Here is a 22,295-nt window from a genome sequence, read left to right as displayed (position 1 = left end):
GCTTGGCAACGCCTCACGGAGGTGTGTGGCCGCGGACGAAGGGAATGCCGGCCGCCCAGCGCACCCGGGGGGCATGGCCGAGCGTCTTGAGCCGGTCGTGGGCGATGACCATCAGCAGCGCGTAGAAGCCGCAGGAGACCAGCACGTGCCACCACGCGTGGAACTGCGGGTTGGGGAGGCCCCGCGCGGGGAGGGCCTCATTGAGCGTGGGACAGAACTGGATGTCGCTCAGCCACAGCACGATGGCGAGCGCATAGGCGCTGACGCCGAGCTGGAAGAGGCGCCGGGCCGAGGCATCCTGGCTGCGGCGGTGGATGAGGTAGACGCGCCCGAGCGCGAAGAACTCGAGGGACGCGAAGCTGATCTGGAAGAGGAAGAACTGGAGCGGCCCCCGGGTGAAGGAGCACAGATAGGTGGACAGCACCGCGTAGGCGAACAGCGCGAGCGGGAACCAGGCGCCGAGCCGCCGCTGCGGCCGGTTCTCCACCAGGATGTAGACCATGATGAGGGCCAGGTAGAGCATCGGCAGCTCGTCCAGCATCTGGAGCTGGAAGCGGAGCGTGGCGTGGAACCCGATGCTGCCCAGGCCCACCACCGCCAGCATCGCGAAGGCCGCCAGGAAGCGCCGCTCCAGCACGCGGTGGTGGAGCAGGATGGCCAGCAGCCCGCCGAACACCATGGCCAGGCTGGAGACGGAGTTGAACAGCTCCGCGACGTGGTGGAAGTGCTCGTAGTTCGTCTCGCACCAGTCCACCGTCGAAGTCGGGGGGCCCCAGAAGCCTTCCGCGGGAGTTGTCATCGGGGCGCGGACCCTAGCGGACGCAAGAACGCCGTGCCAGGCAATGCCCGGCACGGCGTTCGGTCTTCACAGGGAGGCCGCGGGGAGGACTAGGCCTCGGCCGAGGCTTCCTTCTTGCCCGTGGTGGGCACCCGGCAGCGCAGCTCCGTCTCCACCTCCAGCGCCACGAGGTTCTCGCGCATTGCCTTGGCCCACTTCGCCTTGGGCTGCTCCATCAGCTTCTCGTGCGCCAGGTCGATGGTCTCGCTCAGCTCGTCATCGCTGAGCTCCGAGGCCGTCTTGCCCTTGTACGGGCCGAACGCCACCACCGTGGCCGTGCTGCGAGGGCGGGGCGGGGGGACGTCCACCACCGGCTGGGGCTCGGCCGCCGGAGGGGCCACCACGGGGGTGGCAGGCGCCACCTCCATCGTGAGCTGTGCGGCCGGCAGGGCAGGGAAGGAGGCCTTCACGGGCCCCGGCCGGGCGCCGAGCACCTCGTAGGTGCCGTTGCCCGTGGCGGGCGCGGGCTCCTCCACCGGCGTGGCCGGCTCGTACTCCTCGGCGGGCATCTCCTCGCGCACGTACAGGCCGCCGAAGGCCTCCGGGTACGCCTTGCGCAGGGCCGCCACGCGGGCGCACTTCTCGATCATCGTCGTGGGAATCTTGGCCCACAGCGGCGTCTGCTGGACGTACCCCGAGAAGTCCAGCCACACCACCACGGGCAGCTTGCCCTCGCGCACCACGCGGGCCCAGGCGCCCACCAGCGCGCCCTTGCGCTTGGCCGGGTTGAAGCGGTGCACCACCTCGCCCTTGCCCTGGTCGACGATGATTTCATCCTCGGCGTACACGGCGCTGGCCTGGATGCCCTTGAAGTCTGGGAAGCGCTCGGCACGCGCCAGCATCCCCGCCTCGGAGGGCTGGAACTCGTACCGGGTTACCCAGGTGGGCCGGTCCCGGCTGCCGGCGTTCTGCCGGCGGCCCACGCAGAAGGCCTCCTTCAAGAGCGGATCCAACCCGGACCGCTTGCACTGCTCGATGAAGAGGGCGAACTCGTCCTCTCCGATGCCCTTGGGGCAGATGGTCCGCTTGATGAGCTCGACGCGCTCACGGCCCCACGCCTGCTGAGCCGCCGTGTTCTCCACCTTGTTGTGTCCGTCCATACGGTGCTTCTCCTGAGGTTCTTCCCGAAAAGGCGGACGACCCCCGTCCGCCAACTGGCGTGTTGCGGTACCGCCATGCTTGGAGTGACTTCCGCGGACCCTCCGGGGCACCCCCGGGCAGATCGCGGCCGCAGCCTGGATTAACAGCGTCGGCGGATCAGGGCTTCACGGCCTGCACGGGCCCGCCGGGGCCCGGCCGGGAAGCAGGCGCCCAGGCGCGGAAAGGAAGATTCAGCAGGGGGCGCAAAAACTTTTTGACAGGGCCAGCGGGCTTCTGTAGACACCGCGCCACTTGGTCAACGCGTTCCGCGCGTGACGCCAAGAGCCAAAGTGGGAGCGTAGCTCAATTGGCAGAGCAATGGACTCTTAATCCATAGGTTGTGGGTTCGATTCCCTCCGCTCTCAAAGCCGGGGCCCCTTCAGAAATGAAGGGGCCCCGGCGCCTTTTTGGGCTCCAGAGCGGTTCGGAGTAGAAGGGCCTGCAGCGCCGCTGGGCGGGTGGCGAAACTGGTAGACGCGCCAGACTTAGGATCTGGTACCGCAAGGTGTGAGGGTTCGAGTCCCTCCTCGCCCATTTCGCGTTGACCCGCCCGCGCGTATCCCCTAAAGGCGCACCCCCACCCATTTACATTCGGCGCTGGCGCGGGGACTGCTCGCGCGGCGAGCGAGGCGTCCCATGAAGGTCCAGGTCGAGGAGCTTTCTCCCGTTGAGAAGAAGCTCTCCATCGAGGTCGACAGCACGCGCGTGGCGGACGAGCTGACGCGCGCCTACACGGCGCTGGGCCGGCAGGTGAAGCTGCCAGGCTTCCGTCAGGGCAAGGTGCCCCGGCGCATCCTCGAGCAGCGGTTCCGCCAGCAGGTCGAGGACGACGTCATCCAGCGCGTGGTGCAGAGCGCCTACGTCGAGGCCGTGCGCGAGCACAAGGTGGAGGTGGTGAGCCAGCCGCAGGTCACCAACACCGGCCTGAAGACGGGCGCGCCCTTCTCCTTCGAGGCCCGGGTGGAGGTGAAGCCCAAGCTGGAGCTGAAGGAGTACAAGGAGCTGCCCCTGAAGAAGACGGAGGTGACCGTCGACGACGCCCAGGTCAACGAGCAGCTGGAGAAGATGCGCCAGTCGCTCACCCGCCTGGAGCCCGTGGAGGGCCGGGACGTGGGCCAGGCGGGCGATGTCGCCACCGTGGACTACGAGGCCTTCATCGACGGCCAGCCCTTCGCCGGCAGCAAGGCGGAGGACGTGGCGGTGAACATCGCCCCCGGTGAGCTTGTGGAGTCCAACCTGGCCGCCCTGGAGGGCGTGAAGGTGGGGGAGACCAAGGAGCTCGACTACGCCTTCCCGCCGGACTACCGGGTGGAGGAAGTGAAGGGCAAGACGGCGCACTTCAAGATGCACGTGAAGGGGCTCAAGTCGAAGATCGTCCCCGAGCTCAACGACGAGTTCGCCAAGGAGACGGGCGCCGGGGTGGAGACCCTGGAGGCGCTGCGCGCCAAGGTGAAGGCGGACCTGGAGCGCTCGCAGCGCGCCAAGGCCGAGGCGGAGGACCGCGAGGCGGTCATCAAGGGCCTCGTCGAGCGCAACCCGTTCGAGGTGCCCAAGGCCATGGTGGAGCGCGCCATCGACTCCATGCTGGAGGGCGCGGTGCGCCAGATGGCCCGCTCGGGCCTGGACGTGCGCAACCTCAACCTGGACTTCCTGCGCCTGCGCGACGAGATGCGCGAGCGGGCCGTGCAGGAGGTGAAGGGCACGCTGCTCTTCGAGGCCATCGCCGAGAAGGAGGGCATCCAGGCGTCCGACGGCGATGTCGACAAGAAGATCGAGGAGCTGGCGGCCGAGGCGGGCCAGCCCGTGGCCGCGGTCCGCAAGTACTTCAACAAGCCGGAGGACCGCATGGGGTTGTCCCTCCGACTGCGGGAAGAAAAGACGATTGAATTCTTGAAGGCCCAGGCGAAGTATTCCTAGGCGTCCGTTCCCTTCGCCCAGGTCCCGAGGCCGACATGCCCTTCATGCCCATTCCCTACGTCATCGAGCAGACCCACCGGGGTGAGCGCTCGTACGACATCTACAGCCGGCTCCTGAAGGACCGCATCGTCATGCTCGGAACAGAGATCGACGACGATGTGTCCAACGCCATCGTCGCCCAGCTCCTGTTCCTGGAGTCGGAGGACCCGGACAAGGACATCAACCTCTACGTCAACTCGCCGGGAGGGTCCGTCACCGCGGGCCTCGCCATCTACGACACGATGCAGTACGTGAAGTGTCCGGTCTCCACCATCTGCGTGGGGCAAGCGGCCTCGATGGGGGCGGTGCTCCTGCTCGCAGGCGCGAAGGGCAAGCGCTACAGCCTGCCGAGCTCGCGCATCATGATTCACCAGCCGCTCGGCGGGGTGCGCGGCCAGGCCACGGACATCGAGATCCAGGCCAAGGAAATCCTGCGGATGCGGGCCAAGCTCAACGACATTATCGTCAAGCACACGGGCCAGCCGCTGGAACGGGTGGAGAAAGACACCGACCGCGATTACTTCATGGGGGCCACGGAGTCCAAGGCCTACGGAATCATCGACGAGATCCAGAACCCCCGGAAGCCCGGGGTGGCCCCCAAGGTGGACGAGAAGAAGCAGTAGGCGCGCGCGCGCCCCGCAGTTCGGCAAGCAGCCGGAGCCGTGGGAATGTGCCCCCACGCCTCCGGCTTTGTGCTTCCTGGGCCTCGGGGGAAGTTTGCTGTTAACTAACCTGCAGGTGAATGGACGCCCCGTGGCAGGGCTGACTAGATTGGGTCGAGGCAGGGCACAGGACGGATACTTGGAAGGTCTCTTCCAGACCGAGGGCTGAGAGGGCACTCATGGCGGGCAAGAACGTAGAGAAGCGGGACAATCAGACCCTCTGCTGCTCCTTCTGCGGCAAGTCGCAGAAGGAGGTGAAGAAGCTCATCGCTGGGCCGACGGTCTACATCTGTGATGAGTGCATCGGTCTGTGCAACGACATCATCGCCGAGGAGATCGACCGCGAGGAGACGAAGGACACGAAGATCCGCATCCCCCGGCCCAGCGAAATCAAGAGCATCCTCGACGAGTACGTCGTGGGCCAGGACCGGGCCAAGAAGGTGCTCTCGGTGGCGGTGCACAACCACTACAAGCGCATCGAGTCCAAGGTTCAGATGGACGATGTGGAGCTGCAGAAGAGCAACATCCTGCTCCTGGGCCCCACCGGCAGCGGCAAGACGCTGCTCGCGCAGACGCTGGCGCGCATCCTCAACGTGCCCTTCACCATCGCGGACGCCACGTGCCTCACCGAGGCCGGCTACGTGGGCGAGGATGTGGAGAACATCATCGTCAACCTGCTCCAGGCGGCTGACCACGACATCGAGCGCGCTCAGCGCGGCATCGTCTACATCGACGAGATCGACAAGATCGCCCGCAAGTCGGAGAACCCCTCCATCACCCGGGACGTTTCCGGTGAGGGCGTGCAGCAGGCGCTGCTGAAGATCATCGAGGGCACCATCGCGAACGTGCCCCCCAAGGGCGGCCGCAAGCATCCCCAGCAGGAGTTCCTGCAGGTGGACACGACGAACATCCTGTTCATCTGCGGCGGCGCGTTCGGCGGACTGGAGCAGGTCATCGAGCGGCGCCTGGGCGGCCGCAGCCTGGGCTTCGGCGCGGACATCCAGTCGAAGAAGCAGCGCAACCTCACGGAGCTGCTCAAGCACGTGGAGCCGGAGGACCTGCTGAAGTTCGGCATGATTCCGGAGTTCATCGGCCGTCTGCCCATCATCACCGCGCTGGAGGAACTGGACGAGCCCGCGCTGGTGAACATCCTCAGCCAGCCGAAGAACGCGCTCACCAAGCAGTACCGCAAGCTCTTCGAGCTGGACGGGGTGACGCTCAAGTTCACCGACGGGGCGCTCAAGGCCATCTCCACCGAGGCCATCCGCCGCAAGGCGGGCGCACGTGGCCTGCGCTCCATCCTGGAGAGCGCTATGCTCGATGTGATGTACGAGCTGCCCTCCCGCAAGACGGCCCGCGAGGTGCTCATCTCCGAGGAGGTCATCCTCAAGAAGAGCGAGCCGGTGGTGCTCTACGCCCACGACAAGGACGCGGAGCCCAAGAAGGAATCCGCCTAGCGCGCGGGCCTGCTTCCGGAAGCAGGCGAGGGCTCCTTCCCGCACTTTTTGTGGGACGGGCGGGAGCCTTCCGGTATCTCTCTCCGGACATGACTCGATCGCTGCTCCCCGTGGTGCTGCTGCTCGCCGCGTGCGCTGGCCCGAAGGACGCCGCGCACCCGAAGGGCCTGGGGCCTGCCCTGGCGGCAGCGGACGTCCCGTCCCCCCCAGGAGCCTCGCCGATGGTGTACCCGCCCACGCGTTCCGAGCCCGTCTCGGAGACCCTTCACGGCGTCCAGGTGAAGGACCCCTACCGCTGGCTGGAGGAGGAGAAGTCGCCGGAGGTCCAGGCGTGGATGCGGGCGCAGGATGCGCTCACGCGGCAGGAGCTGGCGCGCATCCCCGGCCGGGAGGCGCTCGCGCGGCGCTTCCGCGAGCTGTTCTACACCGAGTCCATCTCCACGCCGGTGCGCCGGGGCAACCGCTACTTCTACACCCGCACCCACAAGGACCGGGAGAAGGCCGTCCTCTACTGGCGCGAGGGGCTGGAGGGCGCCGAGAAGGTGCTCCTGGACCCGAACGGCTGGAGCCAGGATGGGACGGTGTCCCTGGGCGCGTGGGTGCCCTCGTGGGATGGCCGCAAGCTGGCCTTCGCCCAGAGGCCCAACGCCGCGGACGAGGCCGTGCTCCACGTGATGGAGGTGGACTCGGGCCAGTGGTCCCCGGTGGATGTCATCGAGGGCGCCAAGTACGCCTTCCCAAAGTGGACGCCGGACGGCAAGGGCTTCTATTACGAGTGGCTTCCGGTCGATGCCACCCTCCCCGTGGACCAGCGGCCTGGGTACACGGAGATCCGCTTCCACACCCTGGGCACGGATCCGAAGAAGGACCCGCAGGTCCACCCGCGCACGGGCAATGCGTCGACCTTCCTCTCCTCGTCGCTCAGCCGGGACGGCCAGTATCTCTTCGTCTCCATCCTCCGGGGGTGGAACGAGAACGACATCTACTGGCGGCGGGCGGGGGAGAAGGACTTCCACCTGCTGGTGAAGGGGCAGGGCGCCAACTACGGGGTGCTCGCCTGGAAGGACCAGTTCTACGTCCTCACCAACGAGGGAGCCTCGCGCCAGCGTGTCTTCCGCGTCTCCCCGTCGAAGCCCGAGCGCGCCGCGTGGCGCGAAATCATCCCGGAGGATCCCAAGGCCTCCCTGGACAACATGGCCATCGTGGGCGGGCACCTGGTGCTGGACTACCAGCGCGATGCCGCCTCCGAGCTGCGCGTGGCCACCCTGGAGGGGAAGGACGTGCGCACCGTGGCGCTGCCGGGCATTGGCGCGGCCACCCTGCCCGAGGGGCTGGAGGACCAGGACGAGGCCTTCTTCCTCTTCAGCTCCTTCACCACGCCCCGGCAGGTCTACCGGCTGACCGTCTCCTCCGGAGCGGTGGCGCTCTGGGCCAAGGTGGAGCTGCCGCTGAACACGGCCCTCTACACGGTCGAGCAGGCCTTCTACCCGTCGAAGGACGGCACGCGGGTGCCCCTGTTCCTGGTGCACCGCAAGGACCTGAAGCGCGATGGGGCCCGCCCCACGCTGCTCTATGGATACGGCGGCTTCAACGTGAGCCTGCCGCCGTCCTTCCGCTCCAGCATCTTCCCGTGGCTGGACCAGGGCGGCGTGTACGCCGTGGCCAACCTGCGCGGCGGGGGCGAGTACGGCAAGGACTGGCATGAGGCCGGCCGCCTGCACCACAAGCAGAACGTCTTCGACGACTTCCATGCGGCGGCCGAGTACCTGGTGAAGGCCGGCTACACCCGGCCCGAGCGCCTGGCCATCTATGGCGGCAGCAACGGGGGGCTCCTGGTCGGGGCGGCCATGACCCAGCGGCCGGAGCTCTACGGGGCGGTGGTCTGCGCGGTGCCCCTGCTCGACATGGCGCGTTACCACCTCTTCGGCAGCGGCCGGACGTGGATTCCCGAGTACGGCTCGGCGGATAACCCCGAGGATTTCAAGACCTTGTACGCCTACTCCCCCTACCACGCGGTCAAGCCAGGGGTGCGTTACCCGCCGCTGCTCATGCTGTCCGCGGACCATGATGACCGGGTGGATCCGCTGCATGCGCGCAAGTTCGTGGCGGCCGTGCAGGGCGTGGCGGGGGCCGCGTCCCCTCCGGTCCTGCTGCGCATCGAGGCCAACGCGGGGCACTCGGGCGCGGACCAGGTGGCCCAGGCCATCGCGTCCAACGCGGACATGTACGCCTTTCTCTTCCAGGTGTTCGGCCTGGGGGAACCCTCCGGCGGCGAGGGGGGCGGTGCCCGCTGAACCAGCAGGCGGACGCTCGTGGCAGGCGGGTGTTCCCTTGATGGCAGGACAACCTCCGCCCAATCTTTACTTGGGAACGGCGGCTGAAATCGCCGTGTTATAGAACGGTGTTTCACCCCGCATGCATGCCGAGCAGGCAGGCGGGTAACTTTCTCTTCAGGGGCTTGCGGTTCCAGCACGCGGGCCATCGGGTGGCGAGCAAATGTTCTTCGGACGTGACGACAAGAAGGATGCCCAGAAGCGTGGACTCACGGTCCCGCTCTTGCCCCTTCGGGACATCATCGTGTTCCCGCACATGGTGGTGCCGCTGTTCGTCGGCCGGGAGAAGTCCATCGCGGCCCTCAAGGACGCGATGGCCCACAAGGGCCCCGACGACAAGGCTGTCATCCTCCTGGCCGCGCAGAAAAAGGCCAAGACGAATGACCCGACTCCGGACGACATCTTCCACTTCGGTACGGTGGGCCATGTCATCCAGCTGCTCCCGCTGCCCGACGGCACCGTGAAGGTGCTCGTCGAAGGCGTGCGCCGGGCCAAGGTGCGCAAGTTCCTGACCAACGACGCCTTCTTCATGGTGGAGGTGGAGGAAGTCGAGGAGCACACCGAGAAGACGGTGGAGCTCGAGGCGCTGGTGCGCAGCGTCCACTCGGTGTTCGAGGCCTTCGTCAAGCTCAACAAGCGCATCCCGCCCGAGATGCTCATGCAGGTGGCGAGCATCGATGATCCGGCGCGCCTGGCCGACACCATCGTGGCGCACCTGTCGCTGAAGCTGAACGACAAGCAGGCGCTGCTCGAGACGGAGAGCCCGGCCAAGCGGCTGGAGAAGCTCTACGAGCTGATGCAGGGCGAGATCGAGATTCTCCAGGTGGAGAAGAAGATCCGCACCCGCGTCAAGAAGCAGATGGAGAAGACCCAGAAGGAGTACTACCTGAATGAGCAGATGCAGGCCATTCAGAAGGAGCTGGGTGAGCGCGACGAGTTCAAGAACGAGATCCAGGAGATCGAAGAGAAGCTGAAGAACAAGCGGATGAGCAAGGAGGCCACGCTCAAGGTCAAGAAGGAGCTGAAGAAGCTCCGGATGATGAGCCCGATGAGCGCCGAGGCCACCGTCGTCCGCAACTACATCGACTGGATCATCAGCCTGCCCTGGTACGACGAGACCCAGGACCGCCTGGACGTCACCGAGGCCGAGCAGGTGCTCAACGAGGACCACTACGGGCTGAAGAAGCCCAAGGAGCGCATCCTCGAGTACCTGGCCGTGCAGCAGCTGGTGAAGAAGCTCAAGGGCCCCGTGCTCTGCTTCGTGGGGCCCCCGGGCGTCGGCAAGACGTCGCTGGCGCGCTCCATCGCGCGGGCCACGGGCCGCAAGTTCGTGCGCCTGTCCCTGGGCGGCGTGCGCGACGAGGCGGAGATCCGCGGCCACCGCCGCACGTACATCGGCGCCATGCCGGGCAAGCTCATCCAGAGCCTCAAGAAGGCGGGCAGCAACAACCCCGTGTTCCTGCTGGACGAGATCGACAAGATGTCCACGGACTTCCGGGGCGATCCGAGCGCGGCGCTGCTGGAGGTGCTGGACCCCGAGCAGAACCACAACTTCAATGACCACTACCTGGACCTCGACTACGACTTGTCCAAGGTGATGTTCATCTGCACCGCGAACACGATGCACAACATCCCCGGTCCGCTCCAGGACCGCATGGAGGTCATCCGCATCGCCGGCTACACCGAGCCGGAGAAGCTGAGCATCGCGCGGCGCTACCTCATCCCGAAGGAGCAGGAGGCCAACGGGCTGGCGGACGTGAAGATCGACATCTCCAACGAGGCGCTGAAGACCATCATCCACCGGTACACGCGCGAGTCCGGCGTGCGCTCGCTGGAGCGTGAGATCGGCGGCGTGTTCCGGAAGATTGCCCGCGACGTCCTCAAGAAGGGCAAGCGCGACATCGACGTGGACCGCAAGCTGGCGATGAAGTTCCTGGGCACGCCGCGCTTCCGCTACGGGGTGGCCGAGAGCGAGGACCAGGTGGGCATCGTCACCGGCCTGGCCTGGACGGAGATGGGCGGCGAGATTCTCACCACCGAAGCCACCATCATGCCGGGCAAGGGCAAGCTCATCATCACCGGCAAGCTCGGTGAGGTGATGCAGGAGTCCGCCCAGGCGGCCATGTCCTACGTGCGCTCGCGCGCCGAGCGGTTCGGCATCGACCGCAAGGTGTTCGAGAACTACGACATCCACGTCCACTTGCCCGAGGGCGCCATTCCCAAGGATGGCCCGTCCGCCGGCGTCACCATCTGCACGGCGCTCGTGTCCGCGCTCACCCGCGTCACGGTCCGCAAGGACGTGGCGATGACGGGGGAAATCACCCTGCGCGGCCGCGTGCTGCCCATCGGCGGCCTGAAGGAGAAGACCCTGGCGGCGCACCGCGCCGGCATCAAGACGGTCCTCATCCCGAAGGCGAACAAGAAGGACCTCAAGGACATCCCCAAGAAGATCCGCATGGCGCTGCGCATCGTGCCCGTGGAGTTCGTGGACGATGTGCTGCGCGAGGCGCTGGTGCTGGAGAAGCCGGAGGAGTTCGGCCGCAACGGCAAGTCGCTGGGCGATAACCTGAAGCCCACGTCGCAGGTGGTGGACGCGCAGCCCGGTTCGTCCTCGGCGCCCGTCTAGCCTTCTTCCCCGCGGAAGAAGTCCGTGGCCAGGCCGCGGGTGTCTCCTCTGTCCCTCCTGGGGCAGAGGGGGCCCGGGTGCCTGGCCGCTTCTTTTTGGCCGCTGGCGCGGTACAACGCGCCCCGGTGGCTCTCCGTCCTCGACTCCTGCTGGCGTTCCTCGGGCTGTGCGTGCTCGCGGCCTGGGGGCCTTGCGGCTTCCAGCCCGAGCCCGGCATCAAGATCATCGTCCCGGCGATGCCCACCACGCTGGACTGGAGCTACTCGGATCCGGCCAGCTGGGCGAACTACCCGGTGATGCTCGCCACCCAGAAGGGGCTCACCACGCTGGGGGAGGACCACGCGGTGCGGCCCGGCCTCGCCGAGCGCTGGGAGCAGGGCCGCGATGCCCAGGGCCGTGAGCTCTACACCTTCCACCTGCGCCGGGACGTGCGCTGGTCGGATGGCACCACCCCGCTCAGTGCCCGGGACTTCGTGGTGGGCTGGCGCCGGGCGATGCTCGGCCGCGAGCGGGGCGAGATGGCGGACATCGCCGGGGTACGCGAGGTGCTGGCGCTGCTGGAGCGGGGCGCCCCCGCCGGGCAGGTTCAGGAGGCCCTGGGACGCACGGGCGTCGAGGCCCTGGATGCGCACACCCTGCGGGTGACGCTGGAGCGGCCGCGCAACTACTTCCTGTCCCGGCTGGCCAACGTCTACCTGTTTTTCCCCGCGCCGTCCGCGGACCTGGAGGGGCTGACGGAGGAGGCCCTCCGCGATTACTTCGACCGGCCCCGGGACGGGCGGCCCCTGGCGCTCGGCCCCTACCGCGTGGAGCGCTGGGACCGGGCAGGAGAGCGGGTGCGGCTGGTCCACAATCCCGCCTCGGCCTTCCAGCCGCCGCTCGAAGCCGGGGAGCGCCCCTCGCCTGTCGTTACCTTGATGCGGTCCGAGATTGGCACGGCCCTCTATGCCCGGGACCGGGTGGACTTCGTCTTCATCGACAGCGCGTTGGCGCTGAGGGGCCCCCGCCCGGAGGACCTGCGGCACGAGCCCCTGCTCTCCACCTATTTCCTCGTCTTCAACACCGAGCGGCCCCCGCTGGACCGGCCCGAGGTGCGGCGCGCGCTGGCGCGGGCGCTGGACCGGGAGGCCCTGCTGGCGGGGCTGCTGCCCGAGGTGCGGCCCACGAACGTGCTGCTGCCCCCGGAGCTGCCCGGTGCCGCCACGCCGGAGGAGGCCGCGCGCCTGCCGCGTTTTGACCGGGAGCGGGCGCGGGAAGCGCTGCGAGGGCAGCCGGGACTGCAGCGGCCGTTGCGCCTCGTCTACAAGTCGGGGGATTCGTTCGTTCCGGAGGTGGCCATCGCCGAGCGCATCGCGGCGCAGCTCGCCCAGGTAGGCGTGACGGTGGTGCTCGATGCGCGGTCCGACTTCTCGTCCGAGGTGGCGCGCCGGACGCCCGAGGGCCCCCGGGCCTACGACTTGTACATGCGGCGGCTGGGCGCCGACTACGCGCACCCCAACACCTTCTTCACCCTGTTCGAGCGTGAGGGCAACCACCAGTCAGGCTGGGAGACCCAGGCTGGCGGAGAGCCGATGGCGCGCTTCGAGCGGCTCCTGGAGGAGGCGGATGCGGAGCCCACCCTGGCGCAGGCGCGGACACGGTATGCCCAGGCCCAGGAGGTGCTCGTGGGAGAGCAGGCCGTCATCGCCCCGCTGTACCACCCGGACCGCTACTTCCGCGTCCGGCCCGTGCTCAGAGGCCTGGACGTGGACCCGTTCAACTTCCTGGCCCTGTACCAGCTCCGGCTCGCGCCCGGGCGGCCCCCAGGGGAGCGCTAGCGCATGCGGCAGCTTCTCCTCCGGGTGGGCCGGCAGCTCGTGCTCGTTCCCATCGTGGCGCTGGCCTCGTACTTCCTCATGGCCAGCCTGCCGCTCACCACGGAGGACGACTCCAAGCGCCAGGTGTCTCCGGAGCTGGCCGCCTCGTACCGCAGGGACCTGGGCATTGGCGAGCCGCTGGGGTTTCTGCGCCCCTGGCAGAAGTTCTTCCGGGGCGAGCGCCTGGGCACGAGCGCCCAGGGCGTCACGGGCGATGAGCTGCTGCGCAAGCTCTCCGGCAGCGTGGGCGTGGGGCTGGTGGCGCTGGGGCTCGCGCTCGTGTGGGCCCTGTCCTTCGCCCTCTTCAAGAGCCGCTGGCGGCGGGGGCGGTGGGCCGTGCTCGGGGACGCACTGCCCGCGGTGGCCTTCGGCACGCCTGTCTTCATCCCCGCGCTGCTGCTGGCCCCCGCGGTGGTGGAGCGGGGCTACCTCTTGCCGGAGCTGACCTCGGCGCTCGTCACCTCCATCTGGCCCGGCATCTTCTTGGGCACCTTGCTCGCGGACGCCCTGGAGACGGAGCTCTCCCGGGACTACGTGCGCACCGCCGCCAGCAAGGGGCTGGCGCCGGGCGTGGTGCTGCGCCGCCACGTGCTGCCGAACGTGCTGCCCGCGTTGCTGGATGCCATCGGCCCCATGGCCACCTCGCTGCTCGCGGGCTCCTTCGCCGCCGAGCGGGTGCTGGGGCTGCCGTACTTTGGCCAGCTCTACGTGCTGGCCGTGCTTCAGAAGCAGGTGGCCGTGGTGGTGGTGGCCACCACCGTCTTCGCCTCGGTGCTCGTCCTCGTGGGCCTGGTGGTGGAGGCGGTCCGGCTCCTGGTGGATCCGCGGGCCCGGGAGGCGCGCGCATGAGCCGGGTGCCCGCGCGGGCGTGGGTGGGCTTCGGGCTGCTCGGAGGCCTGGGGCTGCTGAGCCTCCTGATGGGACGCCTCTTCCCGGAGGTGCTCGCCTCCACGTGCCCGCTGGGGAGTGATCTCACCCGTCCGGACCGGACCGTGTGCGAGCTGGCGTTCGGAGGGCTGTGGATCTCCCTCGCCATCGGCCTGGCCGCGGGTGGGCTCTCGACGGGCCTGGGCCTGGGCGTGGCGGCCGTGGCCCGCCTGTCTGGCGGGGTGCTGGAGCGGTGGGTGATGCGGCTGGCGGATGCCTTCTTCGCGCTGCCCGACGTGCTGGTGGTGATGGTGCTCCAGCTCGCGGGCCAGTCCCTCGTGGACTCGGGGGGCGGAGCAGGGCTGGGGCCGTTCGGCCTGATGGTGGTGTCGCTGGCCATGGTCGGCTGGGCGGGGCCCGCGCGCATGTTCCGCAACCGCCTGAGCACGCTGGAGGGGCAGGAGTTCGTGGCGGCCTCCCGGGCGCTGGGGGCCAGCCGCTTCCACGTGCTCCGGGTCCACCTCTGGCCCGCCTTGCTGCCCTTCGTGCTGGCGGTGTTCCTCAGCCGCCTGCCTGCCGCCATCCTCGCGGAGTCCACGGTGAGCTTCTTCGGCATCGCCCGGATGGAGCCCATGTCCCTGGGGCGCTACCTGGGCACCAGCTATGCGGCGCTCATCTACGAGGGGGGCACCCGCGTGGTGCTCCCTGCCTGGGGGCTGCTGGTCCTGCTGGTGCTCGGTGCCTCGCTTGCTTCCCAGGCGTTGGGGACGGGTTCACGCAAGGGCTAGGTCCGCCCAAACCCCCGGTTCACCTGGGCTTTTTTGGGAGGTATGGCGGAATGCCACCCGCCGCGAGGAGGGTTCTTAAACAGCACACTTCCTGACACACACACCTCGTTACTTCCCAGGTCGAGCCCATGTCCTTTCCGATTGATGATCTTCCCATTGCGACCGGTCACACGCCTGTGCGTGAGCAGCGTGACGACGACCTGAAGCTGGAACAGGTCCGGGGCTCGGTGCTGGTGGTGGAGGACGATCCGTCCAGCCGGGAGCTGCTGGTCGAGATGCTCTCCCAGTGGGGCTATGAGCCCTTGCCCGTGGGCAGCGCCGAGGAGGCGGAGTTCGCCGTGCGCAACAAGCGCATGGACGCCGCCATCGTGGACGTCTTCCTGCCGGGCCGCAGCGGCGCCATCCTGATGTCCCGCCTGCGCGAGCGCTTCCCCCAGGCCATCCTCATTGGCGTGAGCGCCATGAGCGATGCGTCCATGGCCCGCAAGTGCAAGGGGCTCGGGGCGGACCTCTTCATCGGCAAGCCGGTGCTGCCGGAGCGGCTGGCCCAGGCGCTCCAGTCGAAGCACCAGAGCTGGCACTGACCCCTACGGGGTTTCCCTCCATCCAGGGAGGGGGCGCCGGAGGGCAGGGCGGTATGCGGTTGCGCGCCCTGCCCGAACGGCCGATGCTTCCCGTGTGAAGACGCTCGCTCCCGGCCTCCTGATGGCGATGCCCCAGTTGGGGGATTCCAACTTCCATCGCTCGGTCGTCCTGATGCTCGAGCACGGGGACGGGGGCTCCATGGGGCTGGTCATCAACCGGGGCGCGCCGCTGACGCTCGGTGAGCTGGCCCGGGGGCAGTCCATGAAGGTTGCCAGCGAGCGCACCCAGCAGCCCGTCTTCGTCGGGGGGCCGGTGGAGGCCCACCGGGGCTTCCTGCTCCATGACGAGGAGTCGGTGCCGGAAAAGCACGTCATCCTGCCGGGGCTGTTCCTGAGCGTCACGCTGGACGCGCTGAGCCTGCTCCTGGAGAACCCGCGCCCCCGGTTGCGCTTCTGCCTGGGGTATGCGGGCTGGGGCCCGGGGCAGCTGGAGCGGGAGATGGCGACGGGCTCGTGGCTGTTCGCGGAGGCGGCCGTGGACGCCGTCCTGGAAGGGGATGCGTCCCGGCTCTGGGGAGACACGCTGCGGGGCATGGGGGTGGACCCCGCCATGCTGATGGTGGGAAAGGGTTTGAACTGATGTTGAACGAAGAGACCATCCGGGCACGCATCCTCGAGGCCCTGCCGGGCGCCGAGGTGGTGGTCCGTGACACGACGGGCACCGGGGACCATTTCGAGGCGCAGGTGGTGAGCCCGGCGTTCACGGGAAAAACCATGGTGCAGCAGCACAAGCTCGTCTATGCGCCGCTCCAGCCCTGGCTGGCGACGGGCGAACTGCACGCGCTGGCGCTAAAAACGTATTCGCCCGAGCAATGGCAGAAGCTCGGGCCTCGCTGAGGAAAGACCGACCCGATGACTCCAGAACTCAAGGCCCAGCTCGAGGAGCACATCCGCTCCCACAAGATCGTCCTGTTCATGAAGGGCAACGCCCTGTTCCCCCAGTGCGGCTTCTCCGCGCGCGCGCTGCAGCTGCTCCAGCCGCTGGGCCCGGTGCACACGGTGGACGTGCTGGCCGACCCCGCCATCCGCCAGGGCATCAAGGACTACTCGAACTGGCCCACCATTCCCCAGGTCTACATCAACGGGGAGTTCGTCGGCGGCTCGGACATCCTGATGGAGCTGGCCGAGCGCGGAGAGCTGCCGGGGCTCGTCGCCGGCACCCCGAACGGGGGCTGAGCGGTAAGTCTTACCGGTGCCCCCCGGTAGCGGCGGCGGCTCATTCCTTCCTAGAATGAGCGCCGCTTTGGCCACCGCGACACCGCCCCCTTCGGATGAGACGGCCGGCGCCCCTGAGGCGTCGCCCGTCTCCGCTGCTTCTCCCGCCCCCAACGTGCTGAGCACGGCCCCGGCGCTGGTTCCTCCCGCGCCCACCGTGCCCCTGGGGGACGCGGAGGATGCCATTCCCACGGCGAAGACGCCGACGTTGCTGGATCGCGTGCAGTCCTTCCGCGCCCGGAACGAGAAGTGGGAGATGGCGGCCTTCTTCTTCGTCGGGTTCGCCTACGACGTCTTCACGCTGGGCCGCATCGACGACACGCTCGCCATGGTGCAGCAGTTCGTGTACCTGGGGGTGCTGGCCTCGCTGCTGGTGCTGGAGCAGCGGTACCCCGAAGGGGTGGAGCCGCCGAAGGCGCTGGCGAAGGTGTGGCGCTGGCGCGAGGACGCCATCCACTTCTTCTACGGAAGCCTGCTCAGCTCCTTCACGCTCTTCTTCTTCAAGAGCGCCTCGGGGCTCGTGGCGCTCTCGTTCCTGGTGGTGATGTTCGGCCTGCTGGTGGCCAACGAGCTGCCGCGCTTCCGCAAGCTGGGGCCCGTGGTGCGCATGACGCTCTTCAGCCTGTGCGTCAGCATGTACCTGGCCTACACGCTGCCGGTGCTCACGGGCCGGTTGAACGTGTGGATCTTCCTGCTCGCGCTGGTGCTCGCGGGCGGGGTGATTTACGGGCTGATGGGGATGCTGCGCCGCTGGACCGTCCTGGAGGCCAAGGCGCTGCTGCGCCAGGTGGCGCTGCCCGGCTTCGGCATGCAGGTTCTGCTCCTGGGGCTCTACCTGCTCCGGGTGCTGCCGCCGGTGCCCCTGTCGGTGACCTACAGCGGCATCTACCACGAGGTGAAGCGCGTCAACGGCCCGGAGGGCGTCGAGTTCCACCTCTCGCACCAGCGGCCCTGGTGGAAGTTCTGGCAGAAGGGCGACCAGTCCTTCCAGGTGCGCGAGGGCGACAAGGTGAACTACTTCGTCAGCGTCTTCGCGCCCGCGGGCTTCCACGACTACTCGGTCTACGTGCAGTGGTACTTCGATGATCCGAAGAAGGGCTGGCGCTCGTTCTTCCGCAAGGCGCTCAATGCGCGGGGCACGGGGGCCGAGGCGGGCTTCCGCACCTATGCCAACCTGACGAACCCCGCTCCGGGCGACTGGATCGCCGTGCTGGAGACGGAGGATGGGCACGAGATCAACCGCCTGTCCTTCAGCGTGGAGAAGGACGAGGGCACCGAGCCGCGCCAGTTCGAGGTGTTCGTGCACAAGCACGGCTCGCGCACGAAGTAGCTGGTGGGCCCCGGCTCAGGCCGCGCTGGCCTCCTCGGAGGGGGTCAGCGTCGCGGCCTCCGCGAGGCTCTGGGGCTCCTCGGACCAGAAGCGCTCCCACTCAGGGCGCAGGGCCCGGGCATCCTGCCGCCCCAGGTCGATGAGGATGTCCGCGAAGCCCCCATCGAACAGCAGGTACGAGGCGAGGTCTGCGTCGCGCGGGGCCTCGCGCTCCACGAGCTTCAGGATGGTGCGGTGGGCGAGCCCCTGGCTGCGCTTGCGGAAGCCCGGCGTCCGGACGTACTCGGCCGCCAGGGTGCCCAGGTCCTTCGAGGGGCGCACCAGCATCTCCCGGACGGCGCGCACGGGCTGGCCGCGGTGGGGGTGGACCGCGGCGCTGAGGGTTTGCGCGAAGCCCGGCCCGTACTTCTTGGTGCCCGCCTCGAGGATGGCATTGAGCCGCCGCAGGCGTCCCAGGTCCTGGTCGATGCGGTCCGTCATCAGCATGTTCAGCATCTGGCCGATGAGGAAGGGCGCGGTGACGGAGGCCTGCTCGCGCTCCTGGACGGTGGGGCCGGGGGGCTCGCCCTGCACCTGTACCTGGGTGGGGTTGGGCCGCAGCGAGATGATGAGCACGCGCTGCGCGCCCAGCCGGAGCGCGGGGCTGAGCGGGACGTTGAGCCGCAGCCCCCCATCCATGTGGAGCTGGCCGCGGACGCGCACCACCGGGAAGACGATGGGCAGCGCGGCGGACGCCAGCGCGTGGTTCGGGCCGATGCGCGTGGCCACGGCCCGGTAGTTGGGGTCATCGCTCCAGGTGGGGGCGCCGCCGCCACGGCGCTGGAGGAACACCACGGCGCCCCCGGTGCCGATGTGCGTGGCGCTCACCGCCAGGGCATCCAGGTGGCCGGAGCGCAGGTTCCCGCTGATGTTGCGCCAGGGAACGCCACGGCCCACCAGGGCCCGGAGCCCCCGGGGGTCCACCAACCCGCCGTGCTGGATGTCGCCCGGGAGGGCGGGCTTGCCGAGCGTCTCGCGCAGCAGCCGGACGATGTCCCCGTAGCCGCAGCGGAGCACCTCCTCCACCTTCATCGCCGTCCAGTGGGCGATGAGCCCCCGGGCCTGCTCCAGGGGCTGGTGGTTCGTCGCGGCCAGGTAGCAGGCGTGAATGGCCCCCACGGACGTGCCCACGATGATGTTCAGCTTCAGCTCCCGCCCGAAGCCGGGTTCGAATTCCTCCCGGAGGTAGGAGAGGACTCCTGCTTCGTAGGCGCCTCGCGCGGCACCACCGCCCAGTACCAAACCCGTCTTCAGCCGGCTCGTCACAGGGCAGGAGTCTAGGGCGGATGGCGCGGGGACGGTTAGTGCGGCCCGCCTGCCTGCCCGGGTCCGCGGGCCACCACCCCGTGACGCACGGCGCCGTCTGTACGGTGGGCAGCCAAGTGCGCTAGACCCGGAACTCATGCTGACCGTCACCGAGCTCTTCCTCTATCCCCTCAAGTCCGCCGCGGCGCTGCCCCTGACCCAGGCCCAGGTGGAGCCCCTGGGCGTGGAGCACGACCGCCGGTGGATGGTGGCCGAACCGGATGGCACCTTCATCACGGGGCGAAGGGACCCGGCGCTGCTGCGCATCCAGGCTGTTCCCAGCACCACCGGCCTGCGCCTGTCCGCCCCGGGCCTGCCCGGCCTGGAGGTGCCGGTGCCGCCCCGGGACGCGCCGCGCCTGGAGATCTCCATCTGGGACGACACCTGCTCGGCGGCGCGGGCCGGGGAGGCCGCGGACGCGTGGCTCTCCGCGTTCCTGGGGCGGCCCGTGTGCCTCGTCTACGTGGATGAGCGGATGGAGCGGCCCGTGGACCCGCAGTACTCGGCGCCGGGGGACAAGGTGGGCTTCGCGGATGGGTTTCCGCTGCTGTTGCTGTCGCGCGCCTCGCTGGCGGCGCTGAACCAGCGCCTGGCCCGTCCCGTCTCCCTGCTGCACTTCCGTCCCAACCTGGTGGTGGAGGGCTGCGAGCCCTTCGCGGAGGACACCTGGAAGCGGCTGCGCATCGGAAGCGTGGAACTGGAGGTGGTGAGCCCCTGCGCGCGGTGCGTGCTGACGACCTTCGATCCCCTCACGCAGGAGCGGGACCCGGAGGGGGAGCCGCTGCGCACGCTCACCGCGTTCCGGCGGCAGCAGAACAAGGTGATGTTCGGCCAGAACGTGGTGGTGCGCCGCCCCGGGAAGCTGCACGTGGGCGACGCGGTGGAAGTGCTCGAATAGCCCGGGCGGCTACTTCTTCTTCGCCCAGATGCGTTTGATCCAGGCCTCCACGTCCTTCGCGGAGCGGGGGATGCCGTCGGAGAGCACCTTGCAGCCCCGGGACGTCACCACCACGTCGTCCTCGATGCGCACGCCGATGCCGCGGTAGCGCTGGGGGACGGTGAGGTCATCCGTCTGGAAGTACAGGCCCGGCTCCACGGTGAGCACCATGCCCGCCTGGAGCTTGCCGTACTTGTAGACCTCCTGCCGCGCCTGGGCGCAGTCGTGCACGTCCAGGCCGAGCATGTGGCTGACGTTGTGCAGCGAGTAGCGCTTGTAGAACTGGTGCTGGTCCTTCAGGGCCTCCTCGGCGTCCGGGAGAATGCCGAGCCGCTCCAGGCCGTGGGCGAGCACGCGCATGGCCACGCGGTTGGGCTCCATGAAGTCGTTGCCGGGCTTCACGGCCTTGAAGGCCTGGAACTGGGCTTCCAGCACCAGCTCGTAGATCTGCCGCTGCTCCTTGGAGAACTTGCCGGAGACGGGCAGCGTGCGGGTGATGTCGGCCGTGTAGAGGCTGTTGCCCTCCACGCCCGCGTCCAGGAGCAGCAGGTCGCCCTTCTTCACCGGGCCGTCATTGCGCATCCAGTGCAGGACGCAGGCATGGGCGCCGCTGGCGGCGATGGTGTTGTAGCCCACGTCATTGCCCTCCACGCGGGCGCGCAGGTTGAAGATGCCCTCCACCTCGCGCTCGCTCCGGGCGGACTTGAGCCCGCGGATGACGTCCTCGAAGCCCCGCTGGGTGGAGTCGATGGCGGCCTGGAGCTCGCGGAGCTCCTGGGCGTCCTTGAGCAGCCGCAGCTCCGAGAGCGCCGTGGCGAGCGCCTTGTCCCGCTCGGCCTGGGCGGGCAGCACGCTGTCCACCTTGTCCGAGAAGCCGCGCAGCACGCGGGTGGGGCGGGAGACCTCGCCGTGGAGGTTGGCGAGGAACCCCTGCAGCTCGGGCAGGCCGCGCGCCTCGTGGACGCCGAAGCGGGCCTGGCTCTCCTTCACGCCCAGGCGGGGGCCTACCCACAGCTCGCCCTTCATCCGGTCGGTGAAGAAGGTGGCGTCGCTGCGGCCGGGGTTCGGTTCGGTGAAGAGGATGTCCGTGTGGCCGCCACCCTCCTTGGGCTGGAGGACGAGCACGCAGTCCGGCTCGGTGTTGCCGGTGAGGTAATAGAAGTCCGTGCCGGGGCGGAAGCGGTAGTGCGTGTCGTTGGCGCGCACCTTCTCGTGGCCGGTGGGGATGACGAGCGTCTCCCCGGGGAAGAGCTTGGAGAGGGCCCGGCGCCGCGCCAGGAAGGCATCCGCGTACTTAATCTTGGGAGGAAGCTTCCGGTTGCTGGGCTTCCAGCGCTTCATCATGAAGTCGAGCAGGGCGGGGGGCGGCACGGTGTCGTGACCGGCGGGCTTCGCCTGGGGCTCGGAGGTGACGGGCTGAGCGGACGTGGCTTCCGTGGCAGCAGCTTGGGCGGCTTCGGATGAGGTCGTCATGGTGGCAACTCTTGAACAACCCACCGAGCGGCTTCAAGTCCGCTGCGGCCCTTCCGGGGGTGGGATGTTGTCTCGCAGAAGGGCCACCTGCCCCAGCAGGACGGGGACCGCCGTCTCCACCCGGAGGATGCGGGGGCCCAGCGTGAAGGGCTGGAAGCCGTGGGCCTCCAGGAGCGCGGCCTCGAAGGGGACCCACCCCCCATCGGGCCCGATGGCCAGGAGCACCCGGGGGGCGGTGCCCACACGGGTGGCGGTGAGCGGCTGGTGCGCCGGAGGGTGGGGGAGCAGGCGCAACGCCTGAGGGCCCAGCAACGCCTCCAGCTCGTCCTCCACGAACGGGCGGAACCGCTCGCGCACGAGCACCTCGGGCAGGCGGGTGTCCCGGGCCTGCTCGAGGCCCTGGAGGAGCAGCTCCTGGATGAAGTCCGGGGCGAGGACCTTGGAGTCGAAGTAGCTTTTCTCCACCCGGGCAGCGTTGACGAGCACCACCCGGTCCACTCCTAGCGAGGCCACCGCGGGCAACACCTTCTTGAGGGCCTTGGGGCGGGGGATGGCCAGCAGCAGATCCACCCCGGCCCGGGGTGGGGGAGGCTCGGTGAGCTGCACGCTCAGGCGCAGCAGCCCCGCGCTGTTCTCCAGCACCTCGCCAGTGCCCACGAGGCCACCGACGCGGCCCACCCGGAGGACTTCACCCGGCTCGGCCCGGAGCACCTCCCGGGCGTGCTGGGCCCGGCGCCCCGTCAGGTGTGCGGTCCCATCGGGAAGGAAGTCCTCGTCGAAGAGCAGAAGCAGATTCACGCAGGAGCCCCTTGCCTGGAAAGGGAGCCTG

The 22,295-nt window shown here is 68.8% G+C and carries 19 protein-coding genes and 2 tRNA genes; 16 read left to right on the top strand and 5 right to left on the bottom strand.

From position 1 onward, the window contains the following. Positions 1–13: 13 nt before the first annotated feature. Both KY661_RS23670 and bet read right to left on the bottom strand, forming a co-directional pair. Positions 14–799 (bottom strand): ceramidase, encoded by a 786-nt coding sequence (locus KY661_RS23670; RefSeq protein WP_075004797.1) that lies wholly within the window; start codon positions 797–799, stop codon positions 14–16. 89 nt (positions 800–888) lie between these two features. Next, positions 889–1,938, bottom strand: coding sequence for a phage recombination protein Bet (gene bet / locus KY661_RS23665; RefSeq protein WP_225412373.1), 1,050 nt, complete (start codon positions 1,936–1,938; stop codon positions 889–891). Between the two features lie 332 nt (positions 1,939–2,270). On the opposite strand from bet, the gene KY661_RS23660 reads away from it, so the two are divergent. The 15 genes from KY661_RS23660 to KY661_RS23590 all read left to right on the top strand — a co-directional run bounded on the left by KY661_RS23660 (position 2,271) and on the right by KY661_RS23590 (position 17,712). Next, a tRNA-Lys gene (locus KY661_RS23660) sits at positions 2,271–2,343 on the top strand. Between the two features lie 87 nt (positions 2,344–2,430). Then, positions 2,431–2,512, top strand: a tRNA-Leu gene (locus KY661_RS23655). 102 nt (positions 2,513–2,614) lie between these two features. After that, positions 2,615–3,895 carry a trigger factor gene (gene tig, locus KY661_RS23650; RefSeq protein ID WP_225412372.1) on the top strand — a complete coding sequence of 427 codons (1,281 nt, stop codon included), beginning with the start codon at positions 2,615–2,617 and terminating at the stop codon, positions 3,893–3,895. Between the two features lie 35 nt (positions 3,896–3,930). Continuing rightward, entirely contained in the window at positions 3,931–4,557 is a 627-nt protein-coding gene (gene clpP, locus KY661_RS23645) for an ATP-dependent Clp endopeptidase proteolytic subunit ClpP (protein WP_075004800.1), read from the top strand. Between the two features lie 218 nt (positions 4,558–4,775). Then, entirely contained in the window at positions 4,776–6,053 is a 1,278-nt protein-coding gene (clpX, locus tag KY661_RS23640; RefSeq protein ID WP_013375452.1) for an ATP-dependent Clp protease ATP-binding subunit ClpX, read from the top strand. Between the two features lie 221 nt (positions 6,054–6,274). Continuing rightward, positions 6,275–8,347 carry a prolyl oligopeptidase family serine peptidase gene (locus KY661_RS23635; protein WP_225412441.1) on the top strand — a complete coding sequence of 691 codons (2,073 nt, stop codon included), beginning with the start codon at positions 6,275–6,277 and terminating at the stop codon, positions 8,345–8,347. Between the two features lie 202 nt (positions 8,348–8,549). Then, positions 8,550–11,012 (top strand): endopeptidase La, encoded by a 2,463-nt coding sequence (gene lon / locus KY661_RS23630; protein WP_225412371.1) that lies wholly within the window; start codon positions 8,550–8,552, stop codon positions 11,010–11,012. A gap of 236 nt (positions 11,013–11,248) precedes the next feature. Beyond that, positions 11,249–12,829, top strand: coding sequence for a peptide ABC transporter substrate-binding protein (locus KY661_RS23625; protein WP_225412440.1), 1,581 nt, complete (start codon positions 11,249–11,251; stop codon positions 12,827–12,829). A gap of 3 nt (positions 12,830–12,832) precedes the next feature. Beyond that, positions 12,833–13,717 (top strand): ABC transporter permease subunit, encoded by an 885-nt coding sequence (locus KY661_RS23620; RefSeq protein WP_225412370.1) that lies wholly within the window; start codon positions 12,833–12,835, stop codon positions 13,715–13,717. Next, positions 13,714–14,523 (top strand): ABC transporter permease subunit, encoded by an 810-nt coding sequence (locus KY661_RS23615; protein ID WP_225412369.1) that lies wholly within the window; start codon positions 13,714–13,716, stop codon positions 14,521–14,523. The genes KY661_RS23620 and KY661_RS23615 overlap by 4 nt, the downstream gene beginning before the upstream one ends. A gap of 128 nt (positions 14,524–14,651) precedes the next feature. Further along, positions 14,652–15,107, top strand: a complete 456-nt coding sequence (locus KY661_RS23610; protein ID WP_225412368.1) for a response regulator — start codon at positions 14,652–14,654, stop codon at positions 15,105–15,107. A 94-nt stretch (positions 15,108–15,201) separates the two neighbouring features. After that, positions 15,202–15,747, top strand: a complete 546-nt coding sequence (locus KY661_RS23605) for a YqgE/AlgH family protein (RefSeq protein ID WP_075004808.1) — start codon at positions 15,202–15,204, stop codon at positions 15,745–15,747. Beyond that, a complete protein-coding gene (locus tag KY661_RS23600) occupies positions 15,747–16,004 on the top strand; it encodes a BolA family protein (RefSeq protein WP_075004809.1) in 258 nt (85 codons plus the stop codon). Before KY661_RS23605 ends, KY661_RS23600 begins: the two co-directional genes overlap by 1 nt. A 15-nt stretch (positions 16,005–16,019) precedes the next feature. After that, positions 16,020–16,343 (top strand): Grx4 family monothiol glutaredoxin, encoded by a 324-nt coding sequence (gene grxD, locus KY661_RS23595; protein ID WP_225412367.1) that lies wholly within the window; start codon positions 16,020–16,022, stop codon positions 16,341–16,343. 67 nt (positions 16,344–16,410) lie between these two features. Continuing rightward, entirely contained in the window at positions 16,411–17,712 is a 1,302-nt protein-coding gene (locus KY661_RS23590; RefSeq protein WP_225412366.1) for a DUF2914 domain-containing protein, read from the top strand. A 15-nt stretch (positions 17,713–17,727) separates the two neighbouring features. On the opposite strand, the gene KY661_RS23585 is transcribed toward KY661_RS23590, so the two are convergent. Then, positions 17,728–19,017 carry a patatin-like phospholipase family protein gene (locus KY661_RS23585; protein WP_225412365.1) on the bottom strand — a complete coding sequence of 430 codons (1,290 nt, stop codon included), beginning with the start codon at positions 19,015–19,017 and terminating at the stop codon, positions 17,728–17,730. Positions 19,018–19,153: 136 nt separating this feature from the next. On the opposite strand from KY661_RS23585, the gene KY661_RS23580 reads away from it, so the two are divergent. After that, a complete protein-coding gene (locus KY661_RS23580; RefSeq protein ID WP_225412364.1) occupies positions 19,154–19,954 on the top strand; it encodes an MOSC domain-containing protein in 801 nt (266 codons plus the stop codon). A 9-nt stretch (positions 19,955–19,963) separates the two neighbouring features. Here the strand turns inward: KY661_RS23580 and KY661_RS23575 are convergent, their stop codons facing one another. Further along, positions 19,964–21,466: an aminopeptidase P family protein gene (locus KY661_RS23575; RefSeq protein ID WP_225412363.1), complete on the bottom strand. Its 1,503-nt coding sequence runs from the start codon at positions 21,464–21,466 to the stop codon at positions 19,964–19,966. A gap of 33 nt (positions 21,467–21,499) precedes the next feature. Then, positions 21,500–22,264: a 16S rRNA (uracil(1498)-N(3))-methyltransferase gene (locus KY661_RS23570; RefSeq protein WP_225412362.1), complete on the bottom strand. Its 765-nt coding sequence runs from the start codon at positions 22,262–22,264 to the stop codon at positions 21,500–21,502. Between the last annotated feature and the right edge of the window lie 31 nt (positions 22,265–22,295).

Origin of the sequence: Allostigmatella hybrida (assembly GCF_020103775.1) — a bacterium.
Taxonomy (GTDB): Bacteria; Myxococcota; Myxococcia; order Myxococcales; family Myxococcaceae; genus Hyalangium; species Hyalangium aurantiaca.
The sequence above is the reverse complement of the archived record's forward strand: the minus strand, read 5'-3'. Positions and strand labels throughout refer to the sequence as shown.